General features: G+C 39.0%; 6 protein-coding genes. 1 reads left to right on the top strand and 5 read right to left on the bottom strand.

The window, feature by feature from the left end; genetic code table 11:
- The 5 genes from CWB66_RS19220 to ampD all read right to left on the bottom strand — a co-directional run.
- Nucleotides 1-134, bottom strand: a 134-nt coding sequence (locus tag CWB66_RS19220) for a biotin/lipoyl-containing protein (RefSeq protein ID WP_212747839.1), incomplete at its 3' end; no start/stop codon positions are given.
- Nucleotides 135-144: 10 nt separating this feature from the next.
- Nucleotides 145-2,811, bottom strand: a complete 2,667-nt coding sequence (gene aceE, locus CWB66_RS19215; RefSeq protein WP_077536906.1) for a pyruvate dehydrogenase (acetyl-transferring), homodimeric type — start codon at nt 2,809-2,811, stop codon at nt 145-147.
- 91 nt (nt 2,812-2,902) lie between these two features.
- Nucleotides 2,903-3,652: a pyruvate dehydrogenase complex transcriptional repressor PdhR gene (pdhR, locus tag CWB66_RS19210; protein WP_077536905.1), complete on the bottom strand. Its 750-nt coding sequence runs from the start codon at nt 3,650-3,652 to the stop codon at nt 2,903-2,905.
- Between the two features lie 349 nt (nt 3,653-4,001).
- Nucleotides 4,002-4,853, bottom strand: coding sequence for a beta-lactamase regulator AmpE (gene ampE, locus CWB66_RS19205; RefSeq protein WP_138586618.1), 852 nt, complete (start codon nt 4,851-4,853; stop codon nt 4,002-4,004).
- A 13-nt stretch (nt 4,854-4,866) separates the two neighbouring features.
- A complete protein-coding gene (ampD, locus tag CWB66_RS19200) occupies nt 4,867-5,421 on the bottom strand; it encodes a 1,6-anhydro-N-acetylmuramyl-L-alanine amidase AmpD (RefSeq protein WP_138586617.1) in 555 nt (184 codons plus the stop codon).
- A 324-nt stretch (nt 5,422-5,745) separates the two neighbouring features.
- Here ampD and nadC point away from each other — a divergent pair, with 324 nt between their 5' ends.
- Entirely contained in the window at nt 5,746-6,591 is an 846-nt protein-coding gene (nadC, locus tag CWB66_RS19195) for a carboxylating nicotinate-nucleotide diphosphorylase (protein ID WP_138586616.1), read from the top strand.
- The last annotated feature ends 444 nt before the right edge of the window (nt 6,592-7,035 follow it).

Raw genomic sequence — 7,035 nt, 5'->3', positions numbered from 1 at the left:
ACAATTGCTGCTTTGTCTCCTTCAACCTTTACTAATGATTGCTCAACATCTACTTTATCGCCAACTGCTACTAATATTTCGGTTACTTCTACTTCGTCGTCACCAATATCAGGTACTTTAATTTCAATACTCATTGCAAACCTCTTATGCGTACAGTGGGTTAAGTTTGTTAGTGTCGATGTTGAACTTTTTAAGTGCTTCAACAACTACTGACTTCTCAACTTCACCGCGTTTAGCAAGTTCAGATAACGTAGCAACAACAACGTAGCTTGCGTTCACTTCAAAGTGACGACGTAGGTTTTCACGGCTATCAGAACGACCGTAGCCATCTGTACCTAACACTTTGTAGTTGCTGCTTGGAATGAATGAACGCGCTTGTTCTGCGTAGTTTTTCATGTAATCCGTTGCTGCAACAGTCACAGAGTCGTTTAATACGCTTGTGATATACGCTGTTTTTTGCTCACTTTCAGGGTTAAGCATGTTGAAACGTTCAACATCTTGCCCATCACGTGTTAATTCGTTGAACGACGTTACAGAAAATACATCGGACGCAATACCATACTCTTCGCTTAGAATCGTAGCGGCTTTACGTACTTCAGTCATAATAGTGCCTGAGCTTAATAGCTGTACGTTGGCTTTTTTACCTTCGTAACTTTCAAGCTTGTAAATACCTTTACGAATACCTTCTTCGGCGCCTTCTGGCATAGCTGGCTGATGGTAGTTTTCGTTCATAAGCGTTAGGTAGTAGTAAATATTTTCTTGGTCATCACCGTACATACGACGAATACCGTCTTGTACAATAACCGCTACTTCAAACGCGTAAGTTGGGTCGTATGAAATACAGTTAGGAACCGTATTAGCAAGAATATGACTGTGACCATCTTCGTGTTGCAAGCCTTCACCATTTAGCGTTGTACGACCCGCAGTAGCACCTAATAAGAAACCACGTGCTTGTTGATCGCCCGCCATCCATGCCATGTCGCCAACACGTTGGAAACCAAACATAGAGTAGTAAATGTAGAATGGGATCATTGGTAAATCGTTAGTGCTGTATGACGTTGCAGCAGCAACCCATGACGACATTGCACCTAACTCATTAATACCTTCTTGCAATACTTGACCAGAAGTCGCTTCTTTATAGTAAGAAACAATATCGCGATCCTGTGGTGTATAGTTTTGGCCATGTGGGTTATAAATACCGATTTGACGGAATAAACCTTCCATACCAAATGTACGCGCTTCATCGGCAATAATTGGTACGATGTTTTTACCAATGCCTTTATCTTTTAATAAGATATTAAGTGCACGAACAAAACCCATAGTGGTTGAGATATCACGTTTTTGCTCTTCAAGTAGCGGTTTAAACGCGTCTACTTCTGGCAATGTCAGTTTTTCACTAAAGCGTGGAATGCGTTTAGGGGTATAACCTTTAAGTGCATCACGACGAGCATGTAGGTATTTATGTTCAGGCGAACCTTCTTCAAGCTCTAAGTAAGGCAGCTCTGCAAGTTGCTCTTCAGAGACTAAATCATCAAGACCAAGGCGTGAACGTAAATGTGCAACATGCGACATGTCCATTTTTTTCACTTGGTGCGCAATGTTTTTACCTTCAGCTGCTTCACCCATGCCGTAACCTTTTACAGTTTTAGCAAGAATTACAGTTGGACGACCTTTCGTGTCTTCTGCTTTTTTAAATGCAGCAAATAATTTTGACGGTTCATGACCACCACGCTTAAGCGCGAAAATTTCGTCATCTGTCATGTCAGCCACAAGTGCAGCTGTTTCTGGGTAACGACCAAAGAAATGCTCACGTACGTACGCGCCATTTTTAGCTTTATATGTTTGGTAATCGCCATCCACCGTTTCGTTCATTAACTGTAGTAATTTACCGGTTGTGTCTTTAGCTAGAAGAATATCCCAACCACTGCCCCACACTAGTTTAATTACGTTCCAGCCAGCGCCTTTAAACAAGCCTTCTAGCTCTTGAATAATTTTACCGTTACCCATAACTGGGCCGTCTAAACGCTGTAAGTTACAGTTAATTAAATAACAAAGGTTATCTAGCTTTTCACGTGCAGCAAAAGAAATTGCACCGCGTGATTCTGGCTCATCCATTTCGCCATCACCTAAAAACGCGTATACACGTTGGTTTTTAGTATCTTTTAAGCCACGACCATCTAGGTATTTTAAGAAGCGTGCTTGGTAAATAGACGAAATAGGACCTAAGCCCATTGATACCGTAGGGAACTGCCAAAATTCAGGCATTAACTTAGGGTGTGGGTACGATGGTAAGCCTTCGCCATCTACTTCTTGGCGGAAGTTATCTAGTTGTGCCGCCGATAAACGACCTTCAACAAATGCACGCGCGTAAATACCAGGAGAAATATGACCTTGGTAATAAACTAAGTCACCACCGTCTACGTCATTTGGTGCTTTAAAGAAGTGGTTAAAACACACTTCATAAAATGCAGCAGATGATTGGTAAGACGCCATATGGCCGCCTAAGTCGAGATCTTTTTTAGATGCACGTAGAACGATCATAATCGCGTTCCAACGTATAATTGAACGAATACGACGTTCAAGATTTACATCACCTGGGTAAGCAGGTTCTTGATCTACAGGAATAGTATTAACGTAGTTCGTGGTAATACCCGTTGGCATATCAACGCCGTCTAAACGGGCTTGCTCTAATACTTGCTCAAGTAAAAACTGAGCTCGTTCAACACCTTCTTCGCGCACAACTGATTCAAGAGCTTGTAACCACTCTTGTGTTTCTAGCGCGTCTACGTCAATTTTATTGACTTCAGACATATGGAGGTTTCCTTATGTGTAAAATACGAATATTGTTAATTTAATCTCACTGCTACTTGATTTAGTATGTTCAAAGTAGTCGCGTATTAACTTAATTTTGTTTGGTGCGTCTTAAACTACGTTCAATTCGCGAATGTTCTTTGCCTGCTTCAAGCAATGCTTCTTCAATAAATGCTAAGTGCGCATTACTTGCTAAACGGGCTTGTTCTGGATTACCGTCAATAACGGCATCCATTAATAAACGCCTGTGCTGAGCTAACTGACTGCTAATATCTGACTTTTTCAATAAAACAGTTAAATTTTGCAATACATTTTGCTCAAGCAGCGCTTTCATACCTCTAACTAAATGCAATAACACCACGTTATGCGAGGCTTCTGCCACGCTAAAGTGAAATTCATTAATAGCTTTTGCTTTTTGCTGTAAATCATCATTAACTAGGGCAATTTCATCAAAGCTTTGTTTTACTTTGCTAAAATCGGTGCTGGTCCCGCGCAGTGCTGCGTAATAAGCTGCAATCCCTTCTAATGCATGACGAAATTCAAGTAAATCAAACTGCGATTCAGGATGCTTACTAATCAAATCAAACAATGGATCAGTAAGGCCTTCTTCTAGCTGATTTTTTACAAACGTGCCACCACCTTGGCGACGCGTCACTAAACCTTTTGCTTCTAATTTTTGAATCGCCTCACGCAGCGATGGGCGAGACACTTCAAACTGCTTTGCTAGTTCACGCTCTGGTGGCAACTTTTCACCTGGTGCTAATGAGCCTTCAAGAATCATGTTCTCTAGTTGCTGTAAAATAACATCAGATAATTTTGCTGCTTTAATCTTTAAAGACATGAATCAACGTCCGCGTTGTATTAATACCAAGAGCCCATAAAACAAGGCTTTAAGAGGTATGACTTACCCAGAAGGTAAATTGGTCATACCAAAATTTGACAATAAGGTATCAAAAAGCCTAATAGCTGTCAATTTACACAACATTTGAGTAATAGCAGTAGCGTAACGCATTTTGAACGAAGGTCAAACAATACACAATTTGATACAAAAAGAGAACGTTAACAAGATGAAAAGCAATTGGTCTGACCAGATGAATTTAGAGTTTTCACTCTATTTCATTGTGTTTGAAAATTATAAAAAGATAAAGCACCTCACATTGCATAAGGTGCTTTATTAAGAAGGTATTAACTTAAGACAGCCCACCAAATAATGTAAGCAACGCTATAAGGACTAAATAAAATAATACATTGCGCTTAACAAGCTTAATCATACAAGTGGCTTCGTAGGTACAGCCGTAATAGCGTTTTTCTACTTGTTCAGCGGCTAATGCTGTGCAAGTGACGACCTTGCGATTAGGGCTGGAAAAATCAAGCGCATAACGCAGCCAACAACTTGTACCCTTATTAAAGTTTCCTATCACTAAATAACCAAAACTCGTTATACGCGCTGGTAACCAATCAAGCCAAAATAACAATTTATGTACTAACTTAAAGTGTTTGGCAAAAATTACCTTATGATCTTCTCTGACAAGATCTGCAAAAGTACGTACTAACGCATACAAAACAGCGCCTGGCGCACCTAAAATAACAAACCAAAAAATAACCGCGCAGTAAAATCTAAAATTAACCCACGCTAATGTTTGCCCAAAGGTTTCGCCGTTATCTTGATCCTCAGTACGCTTTTGCCCAATTTGCAACGCATATAACGACGCCGCTGTGCCATCATCTCGCGTTAAAGCATTTAAGTATGATTTATATAACGCACGTTGTTTTGCACAACCAAAACACACTAAAAGCACGGCAACATTAATACCCAAGTGCCACAACACAAAGTCAGATAAGCAATAAATAAACGCCATCGCAATAACAGGAAGCCCAAGCCAAATTAAAAACCCAATACCTGAGGCAAATAAACCTTTCGCTGCGAGTAATTTAGTCGAGCGTTTTAAATAACCATTCGCGTAATAACTTATTTGCCAATAGCTTGAGCGAGCCCCTAAACGCTCAAGTATTAATGCAATTATTATAGAAACCAAAATCATTGTAATTACTCTCTTAGCTTGATTGCTCAAGCATATTAAAAAACAATCGCCAATCAAAGCTATCGCCAGGGTCGGTTTTGCGGCCCGGTGCTATATCGCAGTGCCCCACAATACGTGAAGGTGTTATTTTAGGATAACGTTGCATTATAGATTGCACCACACTCGTTAACACTTTGTACTGCGCTAAAGTATAAGCAGTGGTATCCGTGCCTTCTAGCTCAATGCCAATACTAAAATTATTACACGCTGTTTGCCCTGCAAATTCAGATAAACCAGCATGCCACGCTCGCTTAGAAAAAGGTACATATTGTAAAATTTCGCCAGTACGCTTAATAAAACAATGTGCTGATACCCTAACTCCCTCTAAATCAGCAAAGCTGTTATGAGCATTACAGTTAAGTGATCCCATAAATAAATCATGCACAAAAGGCGTACCAAACTGCCCTGCAGGTAGCGATATATTATGGATAACCAACAATGAAATATCGGTATTATCTGGGCGCTCATCAAAATGCGTACAACTACGCTGGAGCGTGTTACTCATCACACCATTTAAATCTATTTTCATGACACGTTTATTGTATTAATACCAAAAATATATAGCACTGATGCTAAAGGATTTATAAAAAAAATGATAGCGAGTAACGTCCAATGCTAAGTTTTTTGGTATCAATGCTCAATAACCTGAACTCTAACTAATAAATCTATCTCAAACTGCTATTCTCAGCGCTAACTACGTTAGTAAATCTCTTAACCAAAATTCAGGTTAAATAAGGAAAAACCATCTCTAAACTGATCTTGTTTGTAGTCGAGCATTAAAAGCTAAGCGCTTCTCTTTCATCGACAAACATAGTAAAATTTGCTTAATTTATTAACGCTTATGAGCTTTACTATGTCTATTTCGCACACTCTCATCACTCAACTAGTCACTTTGGCTCTCGACGAAGATTTAAATTATCAAACTGCGCAAGAGGGTGATATTACCGCGCAACTGATCCCACAAAACGAGCAAGCAAGCGCTAAAGTAATAACACGTGAAGACTGCATATTTTGCGGTAAAGACATTATCCTTGAAGTATTTAAACAAGTAGATCCAACAGTTAACGTAACTGTGCTTATAAATGATGGTGATGCCGTGAAAGCTAATAGCACTTTATTTACGGCCTCCGGTTCAGCCCGCTCAATATTAACCGCCGAGCGTACCGCGCTTAACTTTGTACAAACATTATCTGGCACAGCCACAACAACGGCCCATTACGTAAAAGAGTTAAGTGGCACCACAACACAATTACTCGATACCCGTAAAACCATACCGGGCCTGCGCGCATTACAAAAATACGCAGTAAAATGCGGTGGCGGAGCAAATCATCGCATTGGCTTATTTGATGCATTCTTAATTAAAGAAAACCACATCGCAGCTTGTGGCACAATTGACAAAGCCGTTACTCAAGCAAAATTAAATCACCCAAATAAACCAATTGAAGTAGAAGTTGAATCACTTAATGAGCTAGATCAAGCCATTAATGCTGGCGCTGATATTATAATGCTGGATAACTTTAGTGTTGAACAAATTAAGCAAGCCGTTGTTTTAACTAATAAACGCGCAAAGCTTGAAGTTTCAGGCAATATGACTCTACAAACGCTTAAAACCTACTCACAAGCGGGTGTTGACTTTATATCAAGCGGAGCACCAACAAAAAATTTACAATCAATCGATTTGTCTATGCGTTTCGACTGAAAATAATACAAAAATAAAACTTAAACCTCGCTAATTCATTGACAGAATATGAAAAAAAGCATTTAATAACCCAAAAGGATTACTTTGTAACAATTTGTTAAATAAAGTGTCTTTTTTAGCTTTACAACGATGCTAAATAGTAAAAAACAGTGATAGAATTACACCGGTGTATTACTTACACTTTAAAAGCAATACTAAGTAACAGAGGTGCACCAAGTAAAGCAGCTTGTTATTAACGTTGTAAAAACGAAAGTCACTAAACTGTTTATTTTATGTCTATACTCTGAGTTGTTATACCAATCTGTTTATATATGGGGTCTATTTAACGTTATGAAAATTACGCTAGAACTAGGCAAAAATTTTTGTATCTAGTTGTTCTAAATAAAAAATTTTTAACGACGTTATAGTGCAATTTAATTCGTTAAATTGTTCAAAGATTTATGC

Origin of the sequence: Pseudoalteromonas sp. S558 (assembly GCF_005886635.1) — a bacterium.
GTDB classification, from domain to species: Bacteria; Pseudomonadota; Gammaproteobacteria; order Enterobacterales; family Alteromonadaceae; genus Pseudoalteromonas; species Pseudoalteromonas aliena.
The sequence above is the reverse complement of the archived record's forward strand: the minus strand, read 5'-3'. Positions and strand labels throughout refer to the sequence as shown.

Excerpts from the sequence above, each read along its gene's own strand:
- aceE (WP_077536906.1), bottom strand. The coding sequence starts at position 2,811 with ATGTCTGAAGTCAATAAAATTGACGTAGACGCGCTAGAAACACAAGAG.
- pdhR (WP_077536905.1), bottom strand. The coding sequence starts at position 3,652 with ATGTCTTTAAAGATTAAAGCAGCAAAATTATCTGATGTTATTTTACAG.
- ampE (WP_138586618.1), bottom strand. The coding sequence starts at position 4,853 with ATGATTTTGGTTTCTATAATAATTGCATTAATACTTGAGCGTTTAGGG.
- nadC (WP_138586616.1), top strand. The coding sequence starts at position 5,746 with ATGTCTATTTCGCACACTCTCATCACTCAACTAGTCACTTTGGCTCTC.
- ampD (WP_138586617.1), bottom strand. The coding sequence starts at position 5,421 with ATGAAAATAGATTTAAATGGTGTGATGAGTAACACGCTCCAGCGTAGT.